At 71.4% G+C, this 25999-nt stretch carries 25 protein-coding genes and 1 pseudogene; 14 read left to right on the top strand and 12 right to left on the bottom strand.

Annotation, left to right across the window (positions count from 1 at the left end; genetic code table 11):
- Nucleotides 1-189: 189 nt before the first annotated feature.
- The gene (locus tag IEJ02_RS48235) at nt 190-2910 is read right to left on the bottom strand and encodes a type 1 periplasmic-binding domain-containing protein (RefSeq protein WP_223863405.1); all 2721 of its coding nucleotides are present in this window, start codon (nt 2908-2910) and stop codon (nt 190-192) included.
- 163 nt (nt 2911-3073) lie between these two features.
- A pseudogene (locus IEJ02_RS48230) lies at nt 3074-3298 on the bottom strand (LysR substrate-binding domain-containing protein); the annotation flags it as partial.
- Between the two features lie 131 nt (nt 3299-3429).
- Here IEJ02_RS48230 and IEJ02_RS50280 point away from each other — a divergent pair.
- The 4 genes from IEJ02_RS50280 (at nt 3430) to IEJ02_RS05330 (ending at nt 6808) form a co-directional block, all read left to right on the top strand.
- Complete coding sequence (locus IEJ02_RS50280; protein WP_191063621.1) at nt 3430-3999, top strand: CGNR zinc finger domain-containing protein; 570 nt, start codon at nt 3430-3432, stop codon at nt 3997-3999.
- Nucleotides 4000-4238: 239 nt separating this feature from the next.
- The gene (locus IEJ02_RS05340; RefSeq protein WP_191063620.1) at nt 4239-4796 is read left to right on the top strand and encodes a TetR/AcrR family transcriptional regulator; all 558 of its coding nucleotides are present in this window, start codon (nt 4239-4241) and stop codon (nt 4794-4796) included.
- The gene (locus IEJ02_RS05335) at nt 4793-5686 is read left to right on the top strand and encodes an aldo/keto reductase (protein WP_191063619.1); all 894 of its coding nucleotides are present in this window, start codon (nt 4793-4795) and stop codon (nt 5684-5686) included. Before IEJ02_RS05340 ends, IEJ02_RS05335 begins: the two co-directional genes overlap by 4 nt.
- A gap of 102 nt (nt 5687-5788) precedes the next feature.
- Nucleotides 5789-6808 carry an NADPH:quinone reductase gene (locus IEJ02_RS05330; protein WP_191063618.1) on the top strand — a complete coding sequence of 340 codons (1020 nt, stop codon included), beginning with the start codon at nt 5789-5791 and terminating at the stop codon, nt 6806-6808.
- On the opposite strand, the gene IEJ02_RS05325 is transcribed toward IEJ02_RS05330, so the two are convergent.
- From IEJ02_RS05325 to IEJ02_RS05315, 3 genes are all read right to left on the bottom strand, one after another.
- Nucleotides 6798-7454: a TOPRIM nucleotidyl transferase/hydrolase domain-containing protein gene (locus IEJ02_RS05325; RefSeq protein ID WP_191063617.1), complete on the bottom strand. Its 657-nt coding sequence runs from the start codon at nt 7452-7454 to the stop codon at nt 6798-6800. The genes IEJ02_RS05330 and IEJ02_RS05325 overlap by 11 nt on opposite strands.
- Before the next feature lie 93 nt (nt 7455-7547).
- Entirely contained in the window at nt 7548-8744 is a 1197-nt protein-coding gene (locus IEJ02_RS05320; RefSeq protein WP_191063616.1) for a MalY/PatB family protein, read from the bottom strand.
- Entirely contained in the window at nt 8741-9208 is a 468-nt protein-coding gene (locus IEJ02_RS05315) for a DinB family protein (RefSeq protein ID WP_137981747.1), read from the bottom strand. The genes IEJ02_RS05320 and IEJ02_RS05315 overlap by 4 nt, the downstream gene beginning before the upstream one ends.
- A 269-nt stretch (nt 9209-9477) precedes the next feature.
- On the opposite strand from IEJ02_RS05315, the gene IEJ02_RS05310 reads away from it, so the two are divergent.
- Complete coding sequence (locus IEJ02_RS05310) at nt 9478-10644, top strand: DSD1 family PLP-dependent enzyme (protein ID WP_191063615.1); 1167 nt, start codon at nt 9478-9480, stop codon at nt 10642-10644.
- 47 nt (nt 10645-10691) lie between these two features.
- On the opposite strand, the gene IEJ02_RS05305 is transcribed toward IEJ02_RS05310, so the two are convergent.
- Complete coding sequence (locus IEJ02_RS05305; protein WP_191063614.1) at nt 10692-11624, bottom strand: AraC family transcriptional regulator; 933 nt, start codon at nt 11622-11624, stop codon at nt 10692-10694.
- A gap of 73 nt (nt 11625-11697) precedes the next feature.
- On the opposite strand from IEJ02_RS05305, the gene IEJ02_RS05300 reads away from it, so the two are divergent.
- Nucleotides 11698-12687, top strand: a complete 990-nt coding sequence (locus IEJ02_RS05300; protein WP_191063613.1) for an SDR family NAD(P)-dependent oxidoreductase — start codon at nt 11698-11700, stop codon at nt 12685-12687.
- A 25-nt stretch (nt 12688-12712) separates the two neighbouring features.
- Here IEJ02_RS05300 and IEJ02_RS50275 read toward each other — a convergent pair whose 3' ends face one another.
- The gene (locus tag IEJ02_RS50275) at nt 12713-12856 is read right to left on the bottom strand and encodes a hypothetical protein (RefSeq protein WP_191063612.1); all 144 of its coding nucleotides are present in this window, start codon (nt 12854-12856) and stop codon (nt 12713-12715) included.
- A gap of 92 nt (nt 12857-12948) precedes the next feature.
- On the bottom strand, nt 12949-13635 hold the full coding sequence (locus IEJ02_RS05290) for a hypothetical protein (RefSeq protein WP_191063611.1): 687 nt from the start codon (nt 13633-13635) through the stop codon (nt 12949-12951).
- 331 nt (nt 13636-13966) lie between these two features.
- Between IEJ02_RS05290 and IEJ02_RS05285 the strand changes: the two genes are divergently transcribed.
- The gene (locus tag IEJ02_RS05285) at nt 13967-14845 is read left to right on the top strand and encodes a dioxygenase family protein (RefSeq protein ID WP_191063610.1); all 879 of its coding nucleotides are present in this window, start codon (nt 13967-13969) and stop codon (nt 14843-14845) included.
- Nucleotides 14846-14849: 4 nt separating this feature from the next.
- Here the strand turns inward: IEJ02_RS05285 and IEJ02_RS05280 are convergent, their stop codons facing one another.
- A complete protein-coding gene (locus IEJ02_RS05280; RefSeq protein WP_137981865.1) occupies nt 14850-15329 on the bottom strand; it encodes an Lrp/AsnC family transcriptional regulator in 480 nt (159 codons plus the stop codon).
- Nucleotides 15330-15482: 153 nt separating this feature from the next.
- On the opposite strand from IEJ02_RS05280, the gene IEJ02_RS05275 reads away from it, so the two are divergent.
- On the top strand, nt 15483-17834 hold the full coding sequence (locus tag IEJ02_RS05275; RefSeq protein ID WP_191063785.1) for a thiamine pyrophosphate-binding protein: 2352 nt from the start codon (nt 15483-15485) through the stop codon (nt 17832-17834).
- An 8-nt stretch (nt 17835-17842) separates the two neighbouring features.
- On the opposite strand, the gene IEJ02_RS05270 is transcribed toward IEJ02_RS05275, so the two are convergent.
- Nucleotides 17843-19030: a YbfB/YjiJ family MFS transporter gene (locus tag IEJ02_RS05270; RefSeq protein WP_191063784.1), complete on the bottom strand. Its 1188-nt coding sequence runs from the start codon at nt 19028-19030 to the stop codon at nt 17843-17845.
- Nucleotides 19031-19521: 491 nt separating this feature from the next.
- On the opposite strand from IEJ02_RS05270, the gene IEJ02_RS05265 reads away from it, so the two are divergent.
- Nucleotides 19522-20235 carry an SDR family NAD(P)-dependent oxidoreductase gene (locus IEJ02_RS05265; RefSeq protein ID WP_191063609.1) on the top strand — a complete coding sequence of 238 codons (714 nt, stop codon included), beginning with the start codon at nt 19522-19524 and terminating at the stop codon, nt 20233-20235.
- A 253-nt stretch (nt 20236-20488) separates the two neighbouring features.
- Nucleotides 20489-21202 (top strand): SDR family NAD(P)-dependent oxidoreductase, encoded by a 714-nt coding sequence (locus IEJ02_RS05260; protein WP_191063608.1) that lies wholly within the window; start codon nt 20489-20491, stop codon nt 21200-21202.
- Between the two features lies 1 nt (nt 21203).
- Here the strand turns inward: IEJ02_RS05260 and IEJ02_RS05255 are convergent, their stop codons facing one another.
- Both IEJ02_RS05255 and IEJ02_RS05250 read right to left on the bottom strand, forming a co-directional pair.
- The gene (locus IEJ02_RS05255) at nt 21204-21506 is read right to left on the bottom strand and encodes a muconolactone Delta-isomerase family protein (RefSeq protein WP_191063607.1); all 303 of its coding nucleotides are present in this window, start codon (nt 21504-21506) and stop codon (nt 21204-21206) included.
- A 78-nt stretch (nt 21507-21584) separates the two neighbouring features.
- Complete coding sequence (locus IEJ02_RS05250; RefSeq protein ID WP_191063606.1) at nt 21585-21965, bottom strand: nuclear transport factor 2 family protein; 381 nt, start codon at nt 21963-21965, stop codon at nt 21585-21587.
- A gap of 102 nt (nt 21966-22067) precedes the next feature.
- Between IEJ02_RS05250 and IEJ02_RS05245 the strand changes: the two genes are divergently transcribed.
- The 4 genes from IEJ02_RS05245 (at nt 22068) to IEJ02_RS05230 (ending at nt 25984) form a co-directional block, all read left to right on the top strand.
- Nucleotides 22068-22685 carry a TetR/AcrR family transcriptional regulator gene (locus tag IEJ02_RS05245; protein WP_191063605.1) on the top strand — a complete coding sequence of 206 codons (618 nt, stop codon included), beginning with the start codon at nt 22068-22070 and terminating at the stop codon, nt 22683-22685.
- Nucleotides 22686-22734: 49 nt separating this feature from the next.
- Entirely contained in the window at nt 22735-23658 is a 924-nt protein-coding gene (locus tag IEJ02_RS05240) for a LysR family transcriptional regulator (protein WP_191063604.1), read from the top strand.
- A gap of 314 nt (nt 23659-23972) precedes the next feature.
- A complete protein-coding gene (locus IEJ02_RS05235) occupies nt 23973-24668 on the top strand; it encodes a response regulator transcription factor (protein ID WP_191063603.1) in 696 nt (231 codons plus the stop codon).
- A 5-nt stretch (nt 24669-24673) separates the two neighbouring features.
- A complete protein-coding gene (locus tag IEJ02_RS05230; protein ID WP_191063783.1) occupies nt 24674-25984 on the top strand; it encodes a sensor histidine kinase in 1311 nt (436 codons plus the stop codon).
- Nucleotides 25985-25999 lie beyond the last annotated feature (15 nt).

Raw genomic sequence — 25999 nt, 5'->3', positions numbered from 1 at the left:
CGAGCAGGTGGTGTCCCGACTCCTGTCCGCCGCCACCTGGTCCCGCCGTCCACCAATCCGGGGCGTTCGGCGCCCATGCCGGCCCACTGGGCACTGTTGCCGGAGTACACGAACGCCACCGGCCCCGCGCCCCCGCCCACCGCAGTGCCCTCGGCGATCGCCACCTACGAGACCCACCAGAGCCCCTGGTCAATCGCTTGTGGCGGGGAGCTCTGTTGCGCGGGGCGCGGTCGCGGCCGCGTCGCGGGCTCCCGGCCGGCCGGGGTTCTGCGGCACCACACACCGGTCGTCCGCGGCCGGGGCGCCCTTCGGCCAGGACAGGGCCTCGAAGCTCAGCTTGCTGCGCATCGGGTCGAGCCGGACGATGGCCAGCGCCTTGTTGTACGGGTTGCCGGCGTTCGTCAGACAGATCCAGCCGCCCGCTCCCTGGACCCGGAACGCGGAGTTCAGATTCTCGTAGTCCTCCTTGATCCGATCCTTCGAGGGGACGGGCGTCCGGGTGGTGGCCGCCGCCTTCGTCAGGGCCTTCGCGGCGGTAAGGATCACATCGTGGGTCTCGATCGCCCGTCCGTCCTCGAACCGCACCGTGCCCAGCTTTCCCGCATGGGCCCTGGCCGCGGCGCGCAGCTGCGCCATGGCCCGCTGCGGTTCGACCAGATGGCGCGGCAGGTCTCCGGGGGCCGCCCCCCGCTTTCCCGCGCGCTTCTTCCAGCGCCCGACCTCCACGTCCCAGGCGTCGGGGTGTGCCGGTGCCGCGTACAGGACGTTGATGGTGGGGGTGCCGGCGCCCGGGTCGCCCCGGAGCAGGGCGCGTTCCGTGCCGTCGAGGCGTTCGTCGAGGGTGGTCGCGTCGGAGCCCGAGATGACCGTGTACGACTTCTTCCGGGCGCAGTAGGTGCGGGCCAGCTTCTTCACGAACAGCTCCAGATGGAACGCCCGGCCCGCGAAGTAGACGACGCGCGCCTTGGATTCGCAGAGATTCATGGCGAAGGTCTCGAACTCGTTCGGGGTGACCCCCGCGACCTCCGGCCCCTCCGAGGCGAACGTCATGTCCTGGGCTCCGGCACCGCTGCCCCGGGCCTCGGTGAACGCGTCCCGCAGCGACTTGTCGTAGCTGTCGCCCGGCCGGGTGTCGGCCACCAGCGCCGTCTGCGCGCGGGCCAGCCCCGGGTCGTAGCGCAGCAGCGCGGCGGCCTGGTCCTTGGCTGTGGACACCACCCGGGCCAGGCCCGGATAGCGGTAGGGGCCCGGACCGTCGGCGTTGGCGAAGGACTGTGAGGTGACCAGCCCGGCCACGACGGGGATCCTCAGCTCGTTGGTCAGATGACTCATGGCCTCCTGGGTGGAGTCCAGGCTCAGGTTGAAACCCACGACCATCCGCAGCTCGGGCTCCTGGTCGACCAGCCGGTCCACCGTGTACCGCCACGCCCGGTAGTCCCGGCCCGGGTTGGCCGCCACCAGCCGGATGGGCGGGGCCGCGTCCGAGCCGTTCGCCTGGAGCTGTCCCAGATAGGCGCCCTGCACCTCGCTGAGGATCTGGCGGCGCACCGCCGGGTTGTCCGACTCCATCGGAATCATCAGCGCCACGGTCGCATGCGCGGTATGCACGATCCGCTCGTTCTCCGCCTCGATTCCGGCGAAGACCTCGCGCATGCCCCGCAGACCGGGCATGAAGACCCCGGTCCCGTCCGAGACGCCGACACAGTCCGCGCCCCGCATCACCAACCGCTCGCCACAGCCGTCCGCACGGTCCCACGGGGCCCAGTGCAGCAGCCCGGCGAGCACCGCGCACACCACCGCCACGGTACCGGCGGACAACATCGCCGGGCCCCACCGGCCCGCCCCGAGCGCGGGAAGCGGAGCCGGTGGCGGGGAGACGAGGCGCACCTGGAGCACCCGGCTCGGCAGCGGTACGTCCTGATTGCGCCGCCACCGCTCCACCGCCTCGTCCCGGGCGCGGAACCGGTCGGGCACCGCGGCGGTGATCTCCTCGGCCGCCACGGGGGGTTGTTCGCCCCGTGGCGGAGGCGCGGCGCCGGGGGCGGAGGTGGCGATGACGACGGGATGGACCCGCAGCTCGCGCGCCCCGTCGTCATACGCGTCCAGCAGCCGATCCCTGATCTGCCGTCGCGCGGCGGACCGGTCGACGTCCGGCAGCAGGATGACCGGGCGCCGCGCCCGGTTGAGACGGCGGAAGAAGCCGTAATGCGCGTCGATGTCCGCGAGCAGCGCCTCGACGAGCAGCAACTGCTTGTCCGCCACGGGTTTTCGCTGTCGGCCGCGCAGCTCCCGGAAGACCTCCAGCTGGGTGACGACCCGGCCCCGGAACCACTTCCTGCGGTACCAGCGCACCGTACGGCGGTGGGGCAATCGGCAGACGTCCGCCACCTTCACCAGCACCCCGGCCAGCCCGCCCAGCTGCAGGGCCATCTGCTCGTCCCGGGCCAGCGCCTCGGCCCGCTCCTTCATCTCCTGCAAGGTGTAGCGGCGTTCCTCGGCGATCGCCTGCTTGACCATCCGTGCGATCTTGGTGTTCTGCTTGGCCGGCATCTGGCCGTCGTCCGGCCGCCACACGTACAGCGCCGCGAAGGCCGCCGCGAAGCGGGGGAAGACGATGGGCAGCCGGTAGGCCGGGCGGCCGTCGTATCCGCAGCCCTGGACGATGGCCAGCAGCTCGGTGACGACCTGCCGCTCCGGTGTCTCCTCCGCCGGCAGCTCATCCGGACAGTTGACCGGCAGAACGCCGCGGTGCCGCTCGTGGAAGAGGCGGGGCCAGCCGCGGACGGTCGCCTCCTCGCCTTCGAGCTGGAAGACCAGCGCCCCGCTCGAACGGTGGAACCTCAACCGCCCGAAGCGCAGCCGGTCCCTGATCGTCAGCTGCGCCAGCGCCGCGTCCAACGCCTGTTCCATGTCTGACCCCCGGTCCTCGGAAGCGGTGAGGGTAGGGCAGGGGCCCGGGAGGGGTCCCGGGGCTCAGGGGGTATCGGCGCGGGCGAACATCGTCCATGACGCGGCGGTACGCCGAGCGCTGCGCCGGCCGAGTCGCCTTCGCCGAGCCGCCCGGCGAGTGGCCGAGCCCTGGCACGATGGCCACGCCGAGACCCGCGGACACCAGCTCCCGTACGACCCCGTAGTTGTTGCTGCGGAAGGCGACCGCGGCCTCGAAACCGGCCGCCGCGCACAGCCGGGCGAGCGAGAGCGCACCGGCTGTGTCTTCCCTGCTGGTGATCCAGCGGGCCCGCGAGAGCCCGGCCAGGCAAGGGCCGCATCGGCCCGTGATCCCCGTGTTACCTGTCAAGCGGGTAACGGTGGCGGAGGCGGTAGGCCGGGTTCGGTCAAGGCGATTGCCATTCTCCCAGGTGAGGCGAGGAGAGTCTTTCGTAGAGCCGGGGCGTCGACAACCAGGACGTCACCCGGCAATATGGTCACGTGGATGAGTTCGTCTTTGTGAGCGGTCGCCTCTGCCTCGACCTGGCGGGCACGAAGCTGTGGCGACGCAGCCTCCGTACGGAGCTGCTGACCTCCCCGGGCGACGTGAGCCGCTGGATCCGCGAGGCGCAGCTGCTGGACGACCCCGGCCCCATGGACACTCGCGGGCTGGAGCGGGTCCGCCGGCTACGCGAGGCGATCTACACACTGGTGCGTTCCTGGCCTCCTGGGGATCCCTCGGATGCCGAGTTCGGGGACGCCCTCGCCGAGGTGAACGACGCGGCCCGGCTGCCACTTCCCAGGCATCAGCTCGACGCGTCGGGGCGGCTGACGCGGACGGGCGGCGTGGACGAGGTCCTCGGCGCGGTGGCCCGCGACGCCGTGGACCTGCTGAGTTCGGCCCAACTCGCCAAGACCAAGGAGTGCGCGAACCCCGACTGCACGCGTCTGTTCGTGGACGTGTCGCGCTCCGGAGCCCGGCGCTGGTGCGGGATGGCGGAGTGCGGGAACAAGCACAAGGCCGCCAGCTACCGGAAGCGGAAGAAGCAGCAGGCCGTCAGGGAAACCTGAGCCTGAAGCCTGCTGCCCTGAACCCAAAAAGCTGATGCCCCATCAGGGGACGCCAGGACCGGGTGGGGGCCGCACCCGATCGCGCTGGCAGGAACCGCGGATCAGCACGGCGGATACGGGGGCATCGGCGGGCTGGACGGGTTGCCAGGCGTTGGCAGGTGCCGCCAACCACAAAAGGAACGGCGATTCTGTTAGTGTCCCCATAAGCAGAACGCCTATTCTTTTTGTGGGGGTGTGTGGTGCCGCGGCTCACCGACGCGCGCAAGGAGCTCCGGCGTGCCCAGATCGCCGAGGCCGCCGTGCGCTGCTTCGGCCGTAACGGCCTGGAGCGGACCTCGATCGCCGACATCACGGCCGAGTCCGGCCTCTCGGCCGGCTCGATCTATGCGCACTACCGCAACAAGGCCGACCTGGTCCAGGCCGCCGCCCGCGAGGTGCTCGCCAAGCGCGCGGAAGTCCTCGGCGAGTACGCCGCGAGCGACACTCCGCCCGGCCCCGACGAACTGCTCGCCCGCCTGATCGCCGCGATCGACCCCGCCGAGGCCCGGGTCGGCGTGCAGACCTGGGGTGAGGCGACCACCGACCCGGCCATCCGCGACATCGTCCTCGATATGACGGACCGGATGCGGGCGATGCTGCACGACTGCGTCACGGCGTGGCTGGTCAAGGTCGAGCGTCACGAGCAGGCCGGGGCCCGGGAGCGCGCCGCCCCGATCGCCCACCGGGTGATGGCGCTCTACCAGGCCGAACTGCTGTACACCGCCTTGCGATCACCGACCGAGGAGACAGCGCCATGACCACCCCGACCGCTTCGTTCGCCGGCCGCGCCGTATCCCGGATCGGCTACGGCGCGTTGCAGCTCGAGCGCCTGCACGACCGCCGTGGCGAGGCCGTCGCGCTGCTGCGCCGCGCGGTCGAGTTGGGCGTCGACCATGTGGACACCGCCGAGTTCTACGGCTTCGGTTTCGCCAACGACGTGATCCGCGAGGCGCTGCGCCCTGAGGACGACATCCTGGTCGTCACGAAGGTCGGCGCCGACCCCGACCCCGGCGGGCGACTGCCGCTGCGTCTGGCACAACGGCCCGAGCAACTGCGCGCCAGCGTCGAGGACAACCTGCGCGGCCTCGGCGTCGACCGGCTCCCGGTGGTCAACCTCCGCCGCCTGGACACCGGCCCCGGGCTGTGCCCCGAGGGCGACCAGGTCGTCGACCTCGACGACCAGCTCGCGACGATGACCGCCCTGCGCGACGAGGGCAAGATCGGCGCGATCGGCCTGAGCAGCGTCACCCTCGACGGCCTGCGCCGCGCCCTGCCGGCCGGCATCGCCTGTGTGCAGAACGCGTACAGTCTGGCCTCCCGCGACGACGAGGACATGCTCGAACTGTGCACGGCCGAGGGCATCGCCTGGGTGCCGTTCTTCCCGCTCGGCGGGGCCTTCCCCGGCCTGCCCAAGGCCACCGAGGAACCGGTCGTTCAGGCAGTGGCCGCGTCCCTGGGCGTCACGCCCTCCCAGGTCGGCCTCGCCTGGCTGCTGCACCACGCCCCGAACGTGCTGCTCATCCCCGGCACCGCCGACGCCGACCACCTCGAGGCCAACATGGCGGTCGGCGAGATCACCTTCGACGACGCGACCCTCGCCGCACTCGACGCCATCGAGTCCCGCTCCAACGAGGCCCCCATCGGCTGACCGGAAACGGCGCGACCAGGGTCGCGACCACCCGCCGGACGCCCTGACGGAACGCCAGGCCGCACCGGGAAACCCCGCTCCACCAGGCTCTGAGGACGGATCATGAAGGCCATCATCTACCGCGACAACGGCGCCCCCGACGTTCTTCAGCTCGTCGACCGTGACCTGCCCGCGCCCGGCCCCGGCGAGGTTCGCGTCCGGATCGCCGTGTCCGGGATCAACCCGACCGACTGGAAGGCCCGCTCCGGCGCCACCGGCCCCAAGCGCTTCCCCGAGGTCACCCCGCACCTCGACGGCGCCGGCACGATCGACGCCGTCGGTGAGGGGATCGACCGGAGCCGGGTCGGTCAGCGGGTCTGGCTGTTCCTGGCCGCCGCCGGGCGGCCCACCGGTACCGCCGCCGAGTTCACCGTCGTACCCGCCGAGCGGGCCGTGCCGCTGCCCGACGAGGCCGGTTTCGACGTCGGCGCCTCACTCGGCGTCCCCGCGCTCACCGCGCACCGTGCGCTCACCGTCGCCGAGGACGGGCCGCGCCGTCTGCGGCCCGGGGCGCTCGACGGCAAGGTGGTGCTCGCCGCGGGCGGGGCCGGGGCGGTCGGGCACGCGGTGATCCAGCTCGCCCGATGGGCCGGCGCCACCGTGATCAGCACGATCAGCGGCCCGGAGAAGGCCCGGCTGGCCACCGCCGCCGGGGCCCACCACGTCATCAACTATCGCGAGGGCGACCCGGCCGCCGAGATCCGCGAGATCGCCCCGGACGGCGTCGACATCGTCGCCGAGGTGGCGCTGGGCGCGAACCTCGCACTGGACATGGCCGTGCTGCGGACCCGCGGCACGATCTCGACCTACGGCAACGACGGTGGCAAGCCGGCCGAACTGGACGTGATGCGGAGCATGGTGCTGAACGCACGCTTCCAGTTCGTGGTGCTCTACACGGTCGGTTCGGATGCGCTCGCCGCGGCCGTCGAGGACGTCGCCGCCGCGGTGCGCGGCGGTGCGCTGCCGGTCGGCGAGGAGCACGGCCTGCCGCTGGTCCGCTTTCCGCTCGACCGCGCCGCCGACGCGCACCGAGCGGTGGAGAGCGGCGCGGTCGGCAAGGTCCTGGTGGACGTCACGCCGTGACGTCCGGTCGGCCACGGCCTTCCAGGGGTCGGAGGCTGGTGAGCAGGGCGTCGAGTGGCGCGGGTACGCGGTCGTCGTCGAGGGCCTCGACCAGGACGCGGCCGTAGTGGATCTTGCGCCCCTTCTTCGTGCCGAGGAAGCGCCGCAACTGCTGCTGTGAGGTGCGGCCCCGCTGTGCGGGCTGGTGCAGGAAGGTCCGCAGGGCGCGCAGGTCGCCCTCCGCCCGGACGAGCTCCGCCACCCGTGTCACGCCCAGCGCGCGGATGAGCTCGTCCTCCAGATCCGCCGCGCAGACGAAGAACTCCTGCCGCGCCGCGCCGGCCCGCTCCAGGCCACGGGCGTAGAAGCGACGCTCCGCCTCGTCGCACAGCCCCGTGAGGCGCAGGCCCAGACCGGGTGGCCCGAGGAGGTGGGCGAAGCGTCCGACGCTCATGGCACCGCCCATCGGCAGGACGCAGACCCCTTCGGCCGCCAGGTCCCGGCCGCGGCGCGCGGCCAGCGCGCCGACCGCCGCGGCGTCGCTCGCCCCTTCGAGCAGGACGACCGCCCGGATGGGCAGCCGCGCGGCCAGCTCGCGCGCGGGGCCGCCCGGGCCACCGGCCGCCCACGCGGTGACCGCCTCCCGGAACGCCCCCGTATCAGCCATGAGACGAGTCTCCGGCCCTTCCGGCCGCCACGCCAGGGAATTTCACCCTCCCGGAGTCGGCTCGATGGCTCCGCCCCCGCTCCCAGCGTCAGCTCATTGGCTCGGCCCCGGTCGCAGCGCCCGGACGAGCCCCGCCAGGATGTCCTCGAGGACGGCATGGGACGTGGCGAAGTTCAGCCGCAGAAAGCCGTCGGCGTCCGGGCCGAAGGGACTGCCACCGTCGAGCAGGACATCGCCCTCCTTCAGCACTCTCTCCACGGGCGGTTCGCCGAGCCCCAGCGGCCGTGCGTCGAACCAGGCCAGATAGGTGGCCTCCGGCAGGTGATGGCGCAGTCGCGGGAGCTCGGTGCTCACCACCTGATGGACCCGTCGGCGGTTGCGGTCCAGCACGGTGAGCAGGTCGCGCTGCCAGGCGTCGCCCTCTCGCCACGCGGCCTCGGTGGCGATGACACCGAGCGGCGATACGGCGCCGTACAGGTCGGGTGGTTGTGCGTCGCGCAGTGCGAGCAGCCGGTCCGGGCCGTAGTGGGTGACCGCGCAGCGAGTGGCCGCGAGGTTGAACGCCTTGGTGGCGGAGGTGAGCGTGACGGTGCGGCCCGCGGCGTCCGGGGACAGGCTCGCGAACGGTATGTGGCGATGCGGCTCATGGGCCAGCTCGGCGTGGATCTCGTCGCTGATGACCAACAGATCGTGCCGGCGGGCGATGGCCGCGATCTCCTCCAGCTCCGCACGGGTCAGCACGCGGCCCGTCGGATTGTGCGGGTTGACCAGCACCAGTGCCTTACAGCCCGACTCCGCGACCGCGGTGTCGAGAGCGGCCAGATCCATGCACCAGCCGTCGGCGGAGTCCCGCATCGGGATGGGCACGGCGCGCCGGTTCATCGTCGCCAACGTGGCGAGGAACGGAGGGTAGTTGGGCGTCTGGATGGCCACCGCGTCACCCGCGCCCGTGGCGAGGTGGAGGACGAGTTGCAGGCACTGGATCAGGTCGGTCTGCTCACGTACGCGGTCCGCGGGTGCCGCCCAGGCGTAGCGGTCCATCATCCGCCGTGCGAACGCGCGCCGGAGCGGACTGCCGTCCGGCCAGTCCGGATAGCCGAGATCGCGGCGGTCGACGGCCTCCCGCAGTGCGGCGACCACCACCGGAGGGGTGGGGAAGTCCATGTCCGCCACCCATGCGGGGAGCACCCGTGGTCCCGGGCGGTGCCACTTGACGCTGCGGCGGGCGCGCAGCCAGTCGAGGCTGAGGTCATCGAAACCGGGCACCGGCTCGGACGGGGTGACGCTCATGAGCGCGCTCCCCGCGTCAGCAGATCACGGGTGATCTGTATGTGGCCGTGGTGCTGGGCGAGCTCTTCGAGTACGTGCAGTTGGACACCTCGCACGCTCAGCGGGCGCTCCGGCCCCTCGAACTCGGCGGGCGGTGTGTTGCGCGGGAGCGCAGTCGGCGTCACCGATTCGAGGTCGGCCGCCAGCCGCTCGAAAAGTGCGTCGACCTTCCGCCGCAGCTCGTGTGCGCTTCCCGTGGCGATGAACTCCGCGGCGCGGTCACGGTCGACCTCCCGTCCAGCGATGATGTGCCCGACCCAGTAGTCGGCGACACCTGCGCAGTGGTACGCGATCGCGTAGACGGAGTTGGCGCCGGGAAGTGGCGGGCGGACGTTTCCCAGGTCATCACCCAGGTCTTCCAGCGCTGCGAGCATCCCGTCGAAGGCGCGGCGCAAAAAGTACAGGTATTCGCTCTGGTCTCGCAAGGTGGGTCCTCATCGATGGGGGAGGCGGGATGAGATCTGTGGTCGTCACCGGCTTATGTGGTGACGGAATCAGGATGAAGTGGCTGAGCTGGACTGTCAACGCCTAGACGTCCTCAGGCGGAGGGCGAATCATCACCACATAGACAGGTGATCACGTGGGTATGGCGGCACCCGCAGATCTAGCAGTACTGTCTAGAAGTAGAATTTCAGTCGATTAATATGAGCGCGGGACGCGGCCCGGCCCTACTCGAGAAGATGGACATCACTCCATGACCACCACGCCCTCCACCACTGCCGGGACGCTGGCCGACCCCGACACCCCGTTCGCGGTGGTCGACGTACACAAGGCGCTGCGGAACATCGACCGACTCGCCGCCAAGGCTGACCATCTCGGCGTCACTCTGCGGCCGCACGTCAAGACGGCCAAGAGCCTCGACGTCGCCGCCCTCATGCACGGCGCCGCCCCGAACCCCGTCACCGTCTCGACGCTCGCCGAAGCCGAGGCGTTCGCCGACGGCGGCTACACCGACATCACCTACGCCGTCGGCATCGACCCCCACAAACTCCCCCGTGTGCTCGCCCTGTTGCGCCGCGGCGTCACCCTCCGGGTCCTGCTGGACAGCCCCGAGCAGGCCGCCTTCGTCGCGGAAGCCTCCCGCCGGGCCGGTATCGGCATCCCCGCGCAGATCGAGATCGACTGCGACGGCCACCGCGGCGGTCTCAAGACCGCTGACCCCGCACTCCTCGGCATCGGCCGCACCCTGCGCGACGCCGGATGCCTGGACGGTGTGCTGACTCACGCGGGTGAGTCCTACTTCGCCTACTCGGCGGAGGAGCGGCGGCTGGCGGCGGAGAACGAACGTGACACCGCCGTCGCCGCCGCCGAGAGGCTGCGCGCCGCCGGGCTGCCCGTCGCGACCGTCAGCGTCGGCTCGACGCCCACCGCGCACGCCGCCGAAGACCTGACCGGCGTCACCGAACTGCGCGCCGGCAACTACGTGTTCTTCGACCTGGTGATGGCCGGCCTCGGGGTGTGCCGGATCGACGACCTCGCGCTGTCGGTCGTCGTGGCCGTCATCGGACACCGCCCCGAGTACGGCTGGATCGTCACCGACGGCGGCTGGATGGCGATGTCCCGCGACCGCGGTACGGCGGCCCAGCCCCAGGACCAGGGGTACGGCCTGGTCACCGATCTGGCGGGGCGCCTGATCCCCGGCCTGGTCATGAGCGCCGCGAGCCAGGAGCACGGAACCATCACCGCCCGCGACGGCGCCACCCTGCCCGACCTGCCCATCGGCACCCGCCTGCGCGTCCTGCCCAACCACGCCTGCGCCACCGCCGCACAGCACCGTGGCTACCACGTCATCGACAGCGGCCGGACGGTGACGGGCGCACCCGCCGTCCAAGCCGTCTGGAACCGCGTCAGCGGCTGGTGACCGCCCACCACGGCCCTCAACGGCTGCAACTCGGCTTCACCACGGCGTCATTGGGCGAGCTTCGCGTCACGCAGCCGGTGCCGGTAGCGCAGTGGTGACTCTCCCACCTCTCGTTTGAACGCGGAGCTGAAGGCGCTCACGGACGTGTAGCCGAGGGCGGATGCCAGTGACCCGATGGGATCGTCGCTGTCGCGCAGGGCGCGCTGCGCCAGCAGCATCCGCCAGCGGTTGAGATAGGTGAGCGGCGGCATGCCCGCCACGGTCCGGAAGTGCGTGGCGAAGGACGTCCGTGACATCGCCGAGGCGCTTGCCAGCGTCTCGAGCCGCCAGGGCTTCGCCGGTTCGGCGTGCATGAGGCTGAGCGCCGGATGCAGACGGTCGTCGGTCAGTGCCCGTAGCCACCCCGAGGGGAGTTCGGCCTGGTCGACGTAGGCGCGCAACATGTCGAGCAGCAGGAGCTGGCCGTGCTGCCGGATGGCGAACGCGGAGCCGATGCGGCCGCCGGTCAGCTCGTCGAGGATCTGGTCCAGCCTGTCGCGCAGATGTGTCGCCGCGGGCGACGCCCGGACGTGCCCCACCGGCGGAAGCGCCTGGAGCAGCAGGGTCCGGCCCACCGAGTTGAGGGCGACGTGGCCGCCGAGGACCACGTCGGCCCCGGCGTGGTCGGCGTCGTCCTCGCGGAGGGAGGTATAGCTCGCCGTGGTCACATCGATGTCGCGGGGCGGCCCGTCGCCGGCGCCTCCCCGGAGCTCCAGCCACGCCTGGTTGTTCAGGATGGCGACGTCGCCCGTGTCGAGGGCGATGGGGCTCCCGGTGCTGTCGGTGGTCAGCCACGCGCGGCCGCGCGCCACCGCGATGAACTTCAGGGGATGGCCGATGGTGCCGCGCGCCACCCAGAGTTCCCGGGCCGCGAAGCCGCTCGACATCAGCCCCCGGATCTCGATGTGATCGAACACTTCGGACAGCTGGTCGTCGGCCATGTCCGTACGATCGAGCAAAAACCCCGAACGTGCAAGGATTCAAAGTACGAGGGACACGCCCGAGAGTGGACCCATGCATCACACACAACACCCCCTCGGGTCCGGCTTCACCGCGGCGTCGACGGCCGCCGAGGTGCTGGCGGGCATCGACCTGTCCGGCACCCACGTCGTCATCACCGGCGGCCACGCCGGACTCGGCCTGGAGACCACCCGGGCACTCGGCGCGGCCGGCGCGTCCATCACCGTCGGCTCGCGCCACCCGGAACGCGCCGCGGCCGCGCTGGCCGGGATCGAGGGTGTCGAGGTCAGCCGGCTCGACCTGCTCGACCCGACCTCGATCGACGCCTTCGCGGCCCGCTACCTCGACTCCGGCCGCCCGCTCCACATCCTCGTCAACAACGCCGGTATGCCGCTCCCCGCACGCCTGGTGCGCGACGCACGTGGCTACGAGCCGCAGTTCGCCACCAACCACCTGGGCCACTTCCAGCTGACCCTGGGCCTGTTGCCCGCGCTGCGCGCCGCTCACGGTGCCCGGGTCGTCAACGTGTCATCCGGTGGCCATCGACTCTCCGACATCCGCTGGGACGATCCGCACTTCACCACGGGCTATGACGGCCACCTCGCCTACGGCCAGTCCAAGACGGCCAACGTGCTGTTCGCCGTCGAGCTGGACCGCCGCTGGTCCCAGGACGGTATCCGCGGCTACGCCGTGCACCCGGGCGTGGTCGTCGGCACGAAACTGAACAGCTCGGTCGGCGAGGAGCGGCAGAGGGCCATGGGACTGCTGGACGAGTCCGGCCGGCCCGTCGTCGACCCCGGCCGCGGGATCAAGAGTCCGCGACAGGGGGCGAGCACCATCGTGTTCGCGGCGGCCAGCCCACTGCTCGCCGGGATCGGCGGTGTCTACCTCAAGGACAACGACATCTCACCGCTGGACGAGGACCCGGCCCCCATCGCCTTCGGCACCGACCAGGACCCTCCGGCCGACGTCGTACCGTACGCCATCCACCCGCGGTCCGCCCGGCGGCTCTGGAAGCTGAGCGAGGAACTGATCGCGGCATGAGCCGCAGGGTCCGCCGCGTGGCGCGTCAGATCACCAGACCCTGGCGGTAGGCGTAGACGACCGCTTGCACCCGGTCGCGCCGGCCGACGAGGTCCCGCCGGCCCTGGTGGCCGCCGCCGAGGCGTTCGAGGACTGGGAGCGGCTGCTGACCGAGGCGCTGACGGCGCATGGCGCCGATCCCGACCGGGCGGCCGCAGGGACGCGATCCGTGAACAGCTCACCGACAGCGGGCCCGGCGCGTGGGCCCGGCCCCGGCCGCGTTCACACCTCGGGGTCGATCTTCGAGGTGAGGAAGAACAGACCGAAGGCGATCACCAGGAACAACGCCGCCAACTCACTGTCCCGCAGATACAGCACGACGGCCACGACGAAGGAGGCGAGCCCGAGCAGGCCGGTGATGCGGCCGAGGATCCGCCGGGGGCGGGCGGACGGCCCGGAGAGGTGGTCGAGGTCCGGGTCCTTGGCGTTCTGCCAATGCGGAAAGGGCCCCGGCCGGTAATGCCAGCCGTCCTCCCTCAGGCGCTGCACCGCCGGGTGGCGGCGGGCGTGGCGCAGCGGGCGGGGCGCGAGGCGGCGCCACGGCAGCCACGCCTGGCGGGTGGCGATCCACGCCAGTGCGGGAAGGCATGCCACCACGGCCCATATCGCCGAATGGACCTTGCCGGCCGATGTGCTCGGCAGGATCCCGAGGAGCGTGTCCAACTCACCGCTGGCGGCGTAGGCGATCGGCGCGGCGATGGACACCGCCAGCATGGACTGCGCGATCGTATGGCCGACATGGCACCGCTCGCACCGTGGCACACGCACGCTGATGCTCTGCCACGTGGTGCGCACGCCCAGATACCAGGTCGGGCCGGCCTCGACGTCCCTGTGCAACCCGACGATGCGATCGTGCCGTGTGGCGGTGGTGTCACCCGCGCAGAACCAGCACTGTCGCGGTCGTGTCATGAGGGTCTCCCGGGTCCGACATGTGCCCATCACGGTAAGGCCGCGCCTCGGGACGGGTCCCCATTCACACGCGTGAGGCGGCCGGTCCCGAATCACTCGTTGCGGTGACGTGATCCAGGGCGGTCGCGTACGCCGGAAGCGTGGACGCCGAAATCCACACGGTCGTCCTGCCGTGCGGGACGGCTACGGGAATCCGCCGCCCGCGGAACGGATCGCGGTGCGCGCCCTCTTGACCCGCGCCTGGGTCGGCGAGGCACCGTGAACGTCATCCGGCGACGAACACCCCCGGACCGGCTCCGCCATCGACACCCCACCACCACGGGAGCGTGCCATGCGTGATCTGACCAGCGACACCATCACCGATGCCGTGATCTCCACCATGCGGGACACCGAGGACGCCCGCGTCGCGGAGATCCTGGAATCGCTGGTGCGGCACCTCCATGCCTTCGTCCGTGATGTCGAGCTGACGGAGGAGGAGTGGGCCCGGGGAGTGGACTTCCTGACGCGCACCGGGCAGAAGTGCACATCGACGCGCCAGGAGTTCATCCTGCTGTCGGACGTGCTGGGCATCACCATGCTGGTCGACTCCCTGAGCAACCGACGACCCACGGCAACCACCCAGAACAGCGTCCTGGGCCCCTTCTTCAGGGAGGACAGGCCGCGGCACGCCGACGCCGCCGACATCTCCGGAGGTCTGCCCGGCACCCCGCTGTTCTTCGAGGGACGGGTCGTGGACCGTGCGGGAGCGCCGGTGGCCGACGCGGCGGTGGACGTCTGGCACAGCGACGGGGACGGCCACTACGACGTGGAGGTGCCCGGCCAGGTGGACCCGGCCATGCGCGCGCTGTTCCGCACCGACGAGGCCGGACACTTCAGCTTCCGTTCCATCCGCCCGTCCAGCTATCCGATCCCCGGTGACGGCCCGGTCGGCGAACTCCTGGGCGCGACCGGCAGGTCGCTCATGCGCCCCGCCCATGTGCACCTGCTGATCGAGGCTGAGGGATTCCAGCGCGTGACCACCATGCTGTTCCCGTCGGACGACGCGTACCTGGACACGGATCCGGTGTTCGGGGTCAAGGAGTCGCTGATCACGTCCTATGACACCTACGAGGCCGACACCGGGCCCTGCCGCGAGCTGACCGACGAGCCGTACACCCTGCTGCGGCACACCTTCGTCCTCGAACCCCGCCCCGCGGACTCGCCCGGGTGACCACTCACTCCGCCGCGGCTCGGCGCAGCAGCGGGGTGAGGCGGTGCGGCACCAGTTCGCGCATGGCCAGGGCCGTCGCCGTGCGCTCGATGCCGGGCACGGCGAGGATCTGCCCCGCGATCCGGTACAGATCCTCCGCGTCCGCGGCGACCACCCGTACGAGCAGGTCCGTCTCGCCGCTGAGGCCGAAGACCTCCACGACTTCGGCGATGCCCGCCAGTGCCTCGGACACCTCGGCCAGCCGGCGCTGATCGACCCGCGCGGTGACGAACGCGGTGAGCGGATGGCCCAGCGCGTTCGGGGTGATCCGGCGCTCGAAGGAGCCCAGTGCGCCGCCCTGCTCCAATCTGGCCACCCGCGCCTGGACGGTGTTGCGGGACAACCCCAGCTGCTCGGCCAGGGCGACGACGGTGGCCCGTGGCTGGGCGGCGAGGGCGAGCAGGATCCGCGCGTCGGTGGCGTCCACGCCTCGCTCACTGTTCATAGTGCTCAATCGATATCCCTCATTCGACTCAGAGCATGAGCAGAATGCTCAATGAAAGAGAAGCATCTTGTGCAGTTGAGGAGCTATCTGTCTACTGACGGAGCACAAAATCAGTTTTCCATGGCGTGGTGCGGACAGCGGAGGCGGTCGGTGATGGTCCTGGACCCGGAGCTGAGAGCGATCGGCGGAAACGGCTCGGGCCGTGCCCGGGAGGAGGAGCTCGCCGTGCTGGAGGCGGTCGGGCGCCGGGTGCTGTGGCTGTCCACCGCGATCATCGACCACGCCAACCGGGTGCGGCCGAACCCCTCGGGGCTGAAGGTCGGCGGCCACCAGGCGTCCAGCGCCTCGATGACCTCGATCATGACGGCGCTGTGGTTCCACGCCCTGGCCTCCGAGGACCGGGTGTCGGTCAAACCCCACGCCTCACCCGTGCTGCACGCCATCAACTACCTGCTGGGCGAGCTGGACGAGTCCTACCTGACCACCCTGCGCGCCTTCGGCGGCCTGCAGAGCTACCCCAGCCGGGCCAAGGACCCCGACCCGGTCGACTACTCCACCGGCTCGGTCGGCATCGGTGCCACCGCCCCCCTGTGGGGCGCCCTCGCCCGGCGCTACGTGGAGGGCCACTTCGGCGGGGCCGGGAGGGGACGGCAGTACTCCCTGCTGGGCGACGCGGAGCTGGACGAGGGCGCGATCTGGGAGGCGATCCAGGACCCGATGGTGCCCGGCCTGGGCGAGGCGGCGTGGGTCGTCGACCTGAACCGGCAGTCCCTGGACCGGGTCGTCCCCGGCATCGCCGCGGACCGGCTGCAGGGCATGTTCGCCGCGGCCGGCTGGCAGGTCATCACCCTCAAGTACGGGCACGCGCTGCGGGAGTTGTTCGCGCGGCCGGGCGGTGACGCCCTGCACGCCCGTATCGAGGCCATGGACAACCCCGAGTACCAGCGCCTGCTGCGCTGCACCGCCGACGAGTTGCGCGAGCGCCTGCCCGGCACCGGCTCCACCGCCGGGCCGATCGCCGACCTGATCGCCCCCCTGGACGACACCTCGCTGCTGGCGGCGCTGCGCAACCTGGGAGGGCACGACATCGGCGCGCTGATGGACGCGTTCGACAGCATCGACGACACCCGGCCGACCGTCATCTTCGCGTACACGGTGAAGGGCTACGGGCTGCCCACCGAGGGCCACCCGCAGAACCACTCCTCCCTGCTGACCGCCGACCAGATGAGGACCCTGGCCGACCGCCTGGGAACGGACCCCGACCGCCCGTGGGCCGCCTTCGCCGGCGGATCGCCGGAAGCGGCCCGGTGCGCGGCGGCCGCCAGGCGGCTGCGCCGCCCCGGGCGCGCGTCGCGGCAGGCCCCCGCGGTCCCCGCCGATCTCGCCCGCCCAGCCCCGACCGGCTCCGGCAACACCCAGCAGGCCCTCGGGCGCGTCCTGCTGGACCTCACCCGGCGGGCGCCGGAGGCGGCCGCCCGGATCGTCACCGTCAGCCCGGACGTCAGCTCCACCACCAACCTCGGCGGCTGGCTCAACAAGGTCGGTGTGTGGTCGCCGACCGAGCGCCCCAACTGGTTCGCCGATGACGCCGAGACGATCCTGCACTGGCGGGAGCGGCCCACGGGCCAGCATGTGGAGCTGGGTATCGCGGAGACCAACCTGGTGGGCATGCTCGGCGAGCTGGGCGCCACCTGGAGCCGCTGGGGCCAGCCGCTGCTGCCGATCGGCGTCGTCTACGACCCCTTCGTCAACCGGGCCCTGGAGCCGTGGTCGTTCGGCATCTACGCGGGCGGCCAGTCGATCTTGGTCGGCACACCGTCCGGCGTCACGCTCGCCCCGGAGGGCGGCGCCCACCAGTCGATCACCACACCCTCGCTCGGCATCGAACAGCCCGGCTGCGTCACCTTCGAGCCCGCGTTCGCGATCGACACCGAATGGTGTCTGCTCGCCGCGCTCGGCAACCTCGGTCGGCCGGGCGGGAGTTCGGCCTATCTACGGCTGTCCACCCGGCCCGTCGACCAGTCCGCGGCCGATGTGCCCGGCGACCCGGCCGCCCGCGAGCGCCGCCGCCGACAGGTGACGGCCGGGGCCTACCGGCTGCGCCGGCACGAGAAGCCGGTGGTGACCCTCGCCGCGATGGGCGCCCTGGTCCCGGAGGCCCTGGCCGCCGCCGACCGGCTCGCCGCCCTCGGCCACGGCGCCGACGTGGTCTGTGTGACCAGCCCGGACCTGCTCTTCCGCGCGCTCCAGGCCCGCCGCGGCCTGTCGCGGGACCCGAGCTGGATCCTCGACCAGGTCTTCCCCGCCGACCGGGCCACCCCGCTCGTCACCGTCCTGGACGGCCATCCGCACACCCTGGCCTTCCTGAGCACGATCCGGAACACGCCCGTGACCACCCTCGGCGTGACGCGGTTCGGCCAGAGCGGTTCGATCGAGGACGTCTACCGCTACCACGGCATCGACGCGGACAGCATCGTCACCGCCGCGCTGGACCTCGTCGACTGAAGCGGAGGTCAGTCCGCCCGGGCCTCGGCGGTGTCGGGGCCCGTGGACTGCCGGTCGGGTGCGGGCTCCGCGCGGACGACCGGGTGGCCGAGCGCGGGCATGTGGTGGGGGAACCCGATCCGGAGGAGGGCGGCCGCGACGGCGGACGCCAGCACGACGACGGCCGCGAGGATCAGGGCCTGGTGGTACCCGTGGCGCAGCAGCGGGGTGGCGACCAGCGGGCCGAGGATCTGGCCCACCGAGTATCCGGCCGTCAGCAGCGCGACCGCGCGGGGGAAGCGCAGATGCGCGCCGGTCGCGAGCGCGAGGGTGCTGACGCCGATGAACGTGGCGCCGAAGAGCACCGCGGAGATCAGCGCCGCGGCGACGCCACCGATCAGCGCGGGCAGGGCGATGCCGACGGCCTGGACGCCCAGGGCGGCCAGCAGGAGGCTGGGGCGGGACCAGCGCCGCCCCAACCCGGCCCACAGCGCGGAGGACGGGATGGCCGCGAGGCCCACCAGCACCCAGGCACCGCTGCCGATCCAGCCGGGCGAACTCTGCTCGATCGCGGCCACCAGGAAGGTGCCCGCGATGATGTAGCCGACGCCCTCCAGCGTGTACGAGGCGAAGAGCGCGGTGAACCAGCGATGGGTGCGCGGGCCGCTCGCCTGCCGTTCCGCTTCGGGCCCGGAGGTGGCGTACGCCGACGGGGGCGCGGGTTCCGGCCGCAGGAACCATGCGGGGAGGGCGAGCAGCGCGCTCAGCCCGGCGGAGGCCCACCACGCGGCCTGCCAGTCCGCGATGGTGCGCAGCGCGAGGACGAGCAGCCCGGACAGGGCGATACCGGCCCCGACCCCGCCGAAGGCCCACCCGGGCAGGTGGGCGGGATGGTCGCGCAGATGGCTGAGCAGGGAGCTGACGGCGATGACGAAGATCACCGCACTGACCACGCCCGCGCACAGCCGGAGCAACAGCCAGACAGCGGTGGCGTGCGTCAGTGGCATCGCGGCCAGCGACACCGCCAGCACCACCAGACAACTCCGCAGCACGGCGGGGGAGCGCATCAGACGCGGCAGGAAGGTCCCGGCGAGCGCGCCGATCAAATAGCCCACGTAGTTGGCGGTGGCGAGATGCGCACCCGTCGCGGCGGACAGCCCGGCCTGAGCGTGCATCAGGGGAAGAATCGGGGTGTAGACGAATCGGCCGACTCCCATGCCCGCCCCCAGCGCGGCGGCGGCCTGCGCGACATGGGTCCAGGGCGAGTGGTGAACGCCCCGGGAGCCGGTGGCGTGGTGGCGCGGAGGCGCTGCGGTCACGATGTGATCCTTGACGGTTTCGCGATACGGAAGCCTGGGGGGCATTGCGCTCCCACGGCCTCAGACTGCCCCCGCCACCAGGGCGAATGCCACGATCGGCTTCCTCCCTCCTGGTAGGCACGGCCTCTTACGGCCACCACGCATACACAGGTGCGGACCTCCTCCTCTCCTCGGCCTTGATGCCTCGGTGGACCGGTCTGACCGCGGCATCCCTGTGACCGGCTTCCTTCCATCTGGTAGGCGCTGCATTCCACCGCAGGTCACAGCGGTGCGGGGGAGATGGAGCGCGCTCGCCGTTTCTGGATGTTTGTCGACCGGTCGTCTATGTTCGTGAAGAGCCGGTGAGCAGCGCCGGTCCGGACAACCCACCCCCACTGGAGACAGTCACCATGAGCACTTCCGGTCAGAAGGTCGCCGTCATCACCGGCGCGTCCCAGGGCATCGGCGCGGGCCTGGTCGAGGCATACCGCAAGCTCGGCTATGCCGTCGTCGCCACCTCGCGCGGGATCGCCGCCTCCTCCGATCCCGAGATCCTCACCGTCCAGGGCGACATCGCCGACCCCGCCACCGCCGAGCGCGTGACCGGTGCCGCCATCGAGCGCTTCGGCCGCATCGACACCCTGGTCAACAACGCCGGCATCTTCGTCGCCAAGCCCTTCACCGAGTACACGCAGGCGGACTACGACGCGGTCACCGGCGTCAACCTCAGCGGCTTCTTCCGCATCACCCAGCTCGCCACCGAGCAGATGCTCCGCCAGGGTGGCGGACACATCGTCCAGATCACCACCAGCCTGGTCGACCACGCCCACTCCGCGGTCACCTCCGTACTGGCCTCCCTCACCAAGGGCGGACTGCAGTCGGCCACCAAGGCCCTGGCCATCGAATACGCCACCCGCGGCATACGCAGCAACGCCGTAGCCCTCGGCATCATCAGGACGCCGATGCACCCGGCGGAGTACCACGACACACTCGCCGCCCTCCACCCGGTCGGCCGGATGGGCGAGATCGGCGACATCGTCGACGCCGTCGTCTACCTGGAGAACGCCCCGTTCGTCACCGGCGAGATCCTCCACGTCGACGGCGGCCAGAGCGCCGGTCACTGACCCCGGACCGCCTGCCCTGTCACCTGACGTGACACGCCGGGGCGCCGGCGCCGGGGGAATCCCCGGTGCCGGCGCCCCGGCGTGCGGGTGCGCATCTGCCGGGCGCATGATGGAAACGACGGGAACGACCGCGCCCGGGACCTGAATTCGTCGAGCGGCCTCTCGGCAAAGTGGGCGCACTTCCGCGGCGCGCCTGCCCGGCGCCGCGGCCCCGATCGCACCTACCGCCTGAACCGGAGAGAGCGGTGGTCGAATGAACACCGTGCAGAAGGTCGCCATCGTCACCGGGGCTTCCCGAGGAATCGGCGCCGCCCTGGTCTCCGCCTACCGCGAGCTCGGCTACGCGGTTACCGCGACCGCCCGCTCCCTGGACGAGTCGAGCGATCCCAGCGTGCTGACCGTCAGTGGTGACGTGTCCGAGCCCGGCGTCGGCGCCCATATCGTCGACGCGACCCTGGCCCGGTTCGGACGGATCGACACGCTCGTCAACAACGCCGGGGTCTTCGTCTCCAAGCCGTTCACCGACTTCACCGACGCGGATTATGACCTCGTGACCGGGGTCAACCTGCGTGGCTTCTTCGAAACCTCGCGCAGCGCCGTCGCCGCGATGCTCTCCAGGGACGGTGGTGGCCACGTGGTGAACCTCTCCACGAGCCTGGTCGACCACGCCAACTCACAGACGCCCTCGGCGCTCGCCTCGCTGACCAAAGGCGGACTGAACGCGGTCACCAGGGCGCTGGCGATCGAGTACGCGGCCCGTGGCATCCGCGTCAACACCGTCGCACTGGGCATCATCCGCACCCCCATGCACGCGGCCGAGGCGCAAGAGGCCCTTGCCGCGATGCACCCGCTCGGCCGGATGGGGGAGATCGACGATGTGGTCAACGCGATCGTCTACCTCGAGAACGCCCCGTTCGTCACCGGCGAGATCATGCACGTGGACGGCGGCCAGAACGCCGGACACTGAGTCAGCCGGTGACGCCGGCTCCACCCGGGTCATTGGGGTGCGGCTGAACGGCGGTGACCACCGCCGTCATCCAGGGCCACAGGGGCAGCGTACCGAGCACCTTCTGGTGCAACTCGGCCTCGTCGGCGGCCCGCCACAGACCAATGCTGCGCAGTTCACCCACCGGACGCCACAGCCTGGCCAGGTGGCCGGCGGCGGTCAGTTCCCGGGCCCGTACCGCCTCGGCCGCACGGCGACGGTCGACCTCGGCCGGGTCGGTGCCCTCGGGGACGGCGGTGGTGAGCTCGACCAGGAACTCCTTCATGGCTTTTCCTCTCTCGGACCCCCGCGGGCCGGGGCGTGCGGCACGCCCGGCCGGGCATTGCGTGGATCGTCGCCGACCTCAGTGATCTGCGACGATCCGGGAGACGTGGTACTGGCGGATCCGCCAATCGTCCCCCTCGTGCTGGAGGACCAACGACAGGTGCACCGGGGCCTCCCAGCCCGTCGGATCCCGGAAGGTGACATCGACGAAGCCACCGGCCACGTGCTCGCCGATCCGGTAGCCGTGGACGTCCCCGAGATGGGCTCTGCGGTAGTCCGGGACGGCCTCGTAGTAGCCGCGCACCGCGTCCCGGCCGGAGATCGTCTCGGGACCGAATCCCTGGAAGAGCGCGTCGTGCGTGAACAGGTCGGCCATGACGTCCGCCTGGTGGCTGTCGAAAGCGGCCTGCCAGCGCCTCAGCACCTCGTGCATCGGGTCGTTCGCTGCGTCAGTGCTCATGGCGTCTGCTCCTCCAGCGGAGAGTCGGGGGCGTTCGTTCTCGGACGGGCAGTAGATGACCGGTCTAGTAAAAAGGTAGTCGATCGGTCGTATACTGGCAACATGGGACGGACGAGTGATGCCAGGGAGAAGATCCTCAGCGCTGCGCGGTCGCTCATCGAGCTGCGCGGCTACTCGGCTCTGGGGGTGGCCGAGATCTGTAAGACGGCCGGTGTGCCCAAGGGCAGTTTCTACTACTTCTTCGAGTCCAAGGAGGCCCTCGCGCTGGCCGTGATCGACGAGCACTGGACCGCCCAGCGGCACGACTGGACCCGCATCCTGAACAGCGGCGCGCGGCCGCTGCAACGGCTACGGCAGCTGTTCGAGGAGACGGAGGCCGCCCAGCGCGCCGGCCAGCGGAGCTGCGGGACCGTTTCGGGCTGCATGTTCGGGAACCTCACCCTGGAGATGAGCAATCAGACCGAAGCCGTCCGCGAGCGGCTGCAGGAGATCTTCGAGACCCAGGTCGAGATGGTCGACTCGGTCATCGCCGATGCCGTCGAGCGTGACGAGGTCACCGTCGCCGACACCCGCGAAGCCGCTCGGTCCGTGGTCGCGCAGCTCGAGGGTCAGGTCCTGTTCGCCAAGCTCTACAACAACGCTTCCCGGCTCAGCGCGGTATGGCCGAACTGCCTGGCGTTGCTGGGAGCCCGCACACCGCAGGAACCGGTCGGCGCCTGAGGCGGCAACCGCTGATCGACTCATGGGTGCCGCCCTCACCGCGGGTAGCATGGCGAGCGTGGAGCTGCGCCAGTTGCGGTATTTCGTCGCGGTAGCCGAGGAGCTGAACTTCGGCCGGGCCGCGGAGCGGCTTCTCATCGCCGGTCCCTCCCTGTCCCAGCAGATCAAGGCGCTGGAACGGGACCTCGGCGTCCGGCTCTTCGACCGCGACCGCCGTTCGGTGGCCCTCACTCCGGCCGGAGCGGCCCTGCTCCCGCACACCCGGGACCTGCTCGACCGCGCCGACGATCTGCGCAACCGCGCCGCGCGGATCGCGGGCTCGGAACCGGTGCGGCTCGGCTATGTGAACTGGCTGCCCGCGGACCTGACCGCACGCGCCTCGTCCGTGGCGCGCCTGCACATCGACGCATGGGTGGCGCCCTCCCACGCCCAGGCCGCCCGCGTCGCGGACGGCAGTCTCGACCTCGCGGTGTGCTGGATTCGTACGGACGATCTCGACAAGCGCGGACTCAGCGCCCGGCTGATCGGCGCGGACCGGCTCTACGCCGTCTCGGCCGGGCGGGACACCGGCGAGGTCCGCGCCCGGGACACCGCCGTGCTGCTGGACGACGACGCCACCACATGGGTGTCCTGGAACGACTACGCGGAACGGTTGGCCGCCGACACCGGCGCCGCCGCGGTGCGCATCGCGGACGGTGGCATCACCGGTCCCGTGTTCTTCGACCATGTACGCCGCCGCGGGCGGCCGGTCCTCAACTCGCCCAAGGGGCAGACCACTTCACTGCCGCCCGATCTGGTCGCGCGGCCCGTGGTCGAGCCGAAGGTCTATTGGACCTGGTCCCTCGTCTGGCGCCGGGAAGAACTCCGCCCGGCCGTACTGACCACCGTCGACGCCCTGACGGAAGGCGTCGGCGACTTCGGCATCCACGCGCCGGACGCATGGCTCCCTGACGGGGATCCGTACAAGCGATAGACCGCTCCGCCCGGCCCGTAGGGGATGGCGTGGTCAGGTGGTGGCCGCGGCGGCCGCGAGCAGGTCGAGCGAGATCTGCCACAGGCGGGCCGCGTGCTGAGTGTCCAGCGCCTGGGCGGCCACTCCGCGCCGGACACCGGGCTGATGGGGCCCGGCCCAGCTCGTATCCGGAACGGGTTCCGGTTCGCTTTGGTCCGAGGTACCGGGACGGCGGAGGGACGGCGGAGGTCAGTCTCCGAGCCATTTCCGGCGCCTTCAGGACCGGTTGCGCACCCCTGACGTCGTACCGACGCCGATTGGGCCAAGATGAGCGAATGATCTACCCAGCCGATATAGACCGGTCGACTGCGGATCAGACACGGCTGTTACTGGTCGAGGACGACCGGGAAACCGCAGACATGCTGGCCGAGTTGTTCAGCTCAGAGGGTTACGACGTCGATGTCGCGTTCGACGGGCAACGGGGGCTTCATCTCGCTCTGGGACGACGACATCAGGTGATGGTCATCGACCGGATGCTTCCGGGCATCGAGGGCCTGGACCTGGTGAAACGATTACGGCGGGTCGGTGTCACCACCCGGGTGCTGGTGCTGTCCGCGCTGGGTGCACTCGACGAGCGTGTCACCGGCCTCGACTCCGGCGCGGACGACTATCTGGTCAAGCCCTTCGAAGTGGACGAACTGCTGGCGAGGGTGCGGGCGCTGCACCGACGCGACCTCATCGACGCCGAAGTCCTGCCGCTCGGCGACGGACAGCTGGACCTCCGGCGCCGCGAGGTGCGCCTGGCCGACGGCACGGACGTCGAACTCTCCCTGCGGGAATTCGGACTGCTCCACGCGCTCGCCGAGGGCCCCAGGATGGTGCACGAGCGTGCCCACCTCCGCGAGCGGGTCTTCCCCGACACCTCGGCCGAGTCCATCGTCGACACCTATGTCTACTACCTGCGGCGGAAACTGGGCCGCGACGTCGTCCGCACCGTTCGGGGGCGCGGCTACCAGCTGGGGGCGCTGTGAACGCGATGCCGATCCGCTTCCCGCGCCGCCCGGCGCGGAGCCCCGAGCAGCGTAGGCTCGCCTCCGCCCAGTGGACGATCACCTGGCGGATCTCGCTGGTGATGTCCGTGATCATGCTGATCGTCGGGGCCATCGTCTACACCGTCGTACTGTTCGCCCAGCGCGCCGACGCGGAGCGGGAAACCCAGTGGGGCATCGACCACAACACCGTCGACAGCCCGCCGGTCTGTGTGTGGATGACCGTGGAGCGGGGCGGAGTGGCCAGCAGCACCCCCGGCACCCCCGCCGGGCTGCCCGTGCGATCCAGCCTGGCCGCGGTCCGCGCGGGCGCTCCTCCGGTGCTGGAGCGGGTGGAGCGAGGGGGTGAGCTGTACACGGTGCGCACCGCCCGGCGTGGTGCGGAGCTCGTCCAGGCGGCGTACGGGGAACGGTTCCAGCGCGCCGACCGCAACCATCTGCTGCTCGCCTTCGCGGCGGCCGAGGCGGTTGGCCTGCTGCTCGTCGGGGCCGCCAGCGGCATGCTCGCGCGGCGGTCGATGGAGCCGCTGTCCGAGGCACTGGACCGGCAGCGGCGGTTCGTCGCGGACGCCAGCCATGAACTGCGCACCCCGCTGACCCAGTTGCACACCCGCGCCCAGCTGCTGGCCCGGCGCTCCGGCTCGGAGACCCCCCAGCAGCTGGCCACCGACCTCCAGCGCCTGGTGACCGGCACCCGGCAGCTCGGTGACGTCATCGACGACCTGCTGCTGTCCGCGCGGCTGCCCCAGTCGCCGCGATCGCGCGATCTGGTCGACCTGGCGGCGCTCGCCGAGGAGGCGGTGTCCGCCGAGGACGCCCGGGCCCAGGTGATGGGGCTGACCGTGCGGCTGCGGCCCGGGCCGGGGCGGCATGTGGTGGTGGGCACCGCGCCCGCCCTGCGCCGGGTGATCGCCGCGCTGGTCGACAACGCGATGGGGCACACCCCGCCCGGCGGGGAGGTGGTGGTGTCCGTGGACGCCCCGCTTCCCGGCATCGTGTCGCTGTCCGTACGCGACACCGGAGTGGGGTTCGCACCGGAGGAGACCGCGCGCCTCTTCGAGCGGTTCGCCAGGGGTTCCGCCGGCCGCGGCAGACGGTTCGGGCTCGGACTGGCGCTGGCCCGCGAGGTGATCGAAAGCCATGGGGGGCGGATCACCGCCGACGGGCGGCCGGGGCACGGTGCGCTGTTCACCGTGGAGCTGCCGGCGGCCCGGGCGGGGGAGGCGGTTCCGCGGGAGCGGACCATCGCGTCGTGTCTCTCCGTCGGGGGCAGACGGCCGGACGTTCCCGGGGGCTGAGCCGGCCGGGTCCGC

Origin of the sequence: Streptomyces sp. 5-10, from assembly GCF_014712245.1 — a bacterium.
Taxonomy (GTDB): Bacteria; Actinomycetota; Actinomycetes; order Streptomycetales; family Streptomycetaceae; genus Streptomyces; species Streptomyces violaceusniger.
This window is presented reverse-complemented; position numbering and strand designations above follow the sequence as displayed.

Excerpts from the sequence above, each read along its gene's own strand:
- IEJ02_RS05335 (WP_191063619.1), top strand. The coding sequence starts at position 4,793 with ATGACCACCCCGACCGCTTCGTTCGCCGGCCGCGCCGTATCCCGGATC.
- IEJ02_RS05280 (WP_137981865.1), bottom strand. The coding sequence starts at position 15,329 with ATGAACAGTGAGCGAGGCGTGGACGCCACCGACGCGCGGATCCTGCTC.
- IEJ02_RS05230 (WP_191063783.1), top strand. The coding sequence starts at position 24,674 with ATGCCGATCCGCTTCCCGCGCCGCCCGGCGCGGAGCCCCGAGCAGCGT.
- IEJ02_RS05260 (WP_191063608.1), top strand. The coding sequence starts at position 20,489 with ATGAACACCGTGCAGAAGGTCGCCATCGTCACCGGGGCTTCCCGAGGA.
- IEJ02_RS05305 (WP_191063614.1), bottom strand. The coding sequence starts at position 11,624 with ATGGCCGACGACCAGCTGTCCGAAGTGTTCGATCACATCGAGATCCGG.
- IEJ02_RS05310 (WP_191063615.1), top strand. The coding sequence starts at position 9,478 with ATGACCACCACGCCCTCCACCACTGCCGGGACGCTGGCCGACCCCGAC.
- IEJ02_RS05320 (WP_191063616.1), bottom strand. The coding sequence starts at position 8,744 with ATGAGCGTCACCCCGTCCGAGCCGGTGCCCGGTTTCGATGACCTCAGC.
- IEJ02_RS05275 (WP_191063785.1), top strand. The coding sequence starts at position 15,483 with ATGGTCCTGGACCCGGAGCTGAGAGCGATCGGCGGAAACGGCTCGGGC.
- IEJ02_RS05300 (WP_191063613.1), top strand. The coding sequence starts at position 11,698 with ATGCATCACACACAACACCCCCTCGGGTCCGGCTTCACCGCGGCGTCG.
- IEJ02_RS05270 (WP_191063784.1), bottom strand. The coding sequence starts at position 19,030 with ATGGGAGTCGGCCGATTCGTCTACACCCCGATTCTTCCCCTGATGCAC.
- IEJ02_RS05255 (WP_191063607.1), bottom strand. The coding sequence starts at position 21,506 with ATGAAGGAGTTCCTGGTCGAGCTCACCACCGCCGTCCCCGAGGGCACC.
- IEJ02_RS05235 (WP_191063603.1), top strand. The coding sequence starts at position 23,973 with ATGATCTACCCAGCCGATATAGACCGGTCGACTGCGGATCAGACACGG.
- IEJ02_RS05240 (WP_191063604.1), top strand. The coding sequence starts at position 22,735 with ATGGCGAGCGTGGAGCTGCGCCAGTTGCGGTATTTCGTCGCGGTAGCC.
- IEJ02_RS05245 (WP_191063605.1), top strand. The coding sequence starts at position 22,068 with ATGGGACGGACGAGTGATGCCAGGGAGAAGATCCTCAGCGCTGCGCGG.
- IEJ02_RS05325 (WP_191063617.1), bottom strand. The coding sequence starts at position 7,454 with ATGGCTGATACGGGGGCGTTCCGGGAGGCGGTCACCGCGTGGGCGGCC.
- IEJ02_RS05265 (WP_191063609.1), top strand. The coding sequence starts at position 19,522 with ATGAGCACTTCCGGTCAGAAGGTCGCCGTCATCACCGGCGCGTCCCAG.
- IEJ02_RS48235 (WP_223863405.1), bottom strand. The coding sequence starts at position 2,910 with ATGGAACAGGCGTTGGACGCGGCGCTGGCGCAGCTGACGATCAGGGAC.
- IEJ02_RS05250 (WP_191063606.1), bottom strand. The coding sequence starts at position 21,965 with ATGAGCACTGACGCAGCGAACGACCCGATGCACGAGGTGCTGAGGCGC.
- IEJ02_RS05290 (WP_191063611.1), bottom strand. The coding sequence starts at position 13,635 with ATGACACGACCGCGACAGTGCTGGTTCTGCGCGGGTGACACCACCGCC.
- IEJ02_RS05285 (WP_191063610.1), top strand. The coding sequence starts at position 13,967 with ATGCGTGATCTGACCAGCGACACCATCACCGATGCCGTGATCTCCACC.
- IEJ02_RS05330 (WP_191063618.1), top strand. The coding sequence starts at position 5,789 with ATGAAGGCCATCATCTACCGCGACAACGGCGCCCCCGACGTTCTTCAG.
- IEJ02_RS50275 (WP_191063612.1), bottom strand. The coding sequence starts at position 12,856 with ATGCGCCGTCAGCGCCTCGGTCAGCAGCCGCTCCCAGTCCTCGAACGC.